Origin of the sequence: Enterobacter sp. ZOR0014 (assembly GCF_000798855.1) — a bacterium.
Lineage (GTDB): Bacteria > Pseudomonadota > Gammaproteobacteria > Enterobacterales > Enterobacteriaceae > Enterobacter > Enterobacter kobei.
Genome location: NZ_JTLF01000017.1, coordinates 1 through 462, shown reverse-complemented (window position 1 = coordinate 462; position 462 = coordinate 1). Strand labels below are relative to the sequence as shown.

General features: G+C 57.4%; 1 protein-coding gene. It reads right to left on the bottom strand.

Going from position 1 to position 462, the window contains the following annotated elements; all coding sequences use genetic code 11:
- Positions 1-90 precede the first annotated feature (90 nt).
- Positions 91-462: aminopeptidase N C-terminal domain-containing protein (locus L977_RS00520; RefSeq protein ID WP_047624266.1), on the bottom strand; the 372-nt coding region annotated here is incomplete at its 5' end.

The following is a 462-nucleotide window of genomic DNA, read 5'->3' as shown; positions in this document are numbered from 1 at the left end:
CCCGAAAAAGGGCCAGTCAGTTGCTTAACTGACTGGCATTACAACCTGGGTTGCCGTTTTGCTTTTACCTGCCCACCGGGCTTTTTTACATCACGCTAAGGCTTTCGCGATCTTCTCGTACAAATCGCCGGACAGGTTTTCCAGCCCTTTCAGCTGTTCAAGCGCGGCGCGCATTTTCGCCTGACGCTTCGCATCGTAGCGTTTCAGACGGATCAGCGGCTCAATCAGACGCGACGCCACCTGCGGGTTACGGCTGTTCAGTTCGGTCAGCATTTCCACCATGAACTGATAACCGCTGCCGTCCTCCGCGTGGAACGCGGCCGGGTTGCTGCTGGCAAACGCACCAATCAGGGAACGCACGCGGTTCGGGTTACTCATGGTGAACGAACGGTGCTTCAGCAGGCTGCGGACTTTGCTGAGCGCATCGGCCGCCGGTCTGGTCGCCTGCAGAATGAACCATTT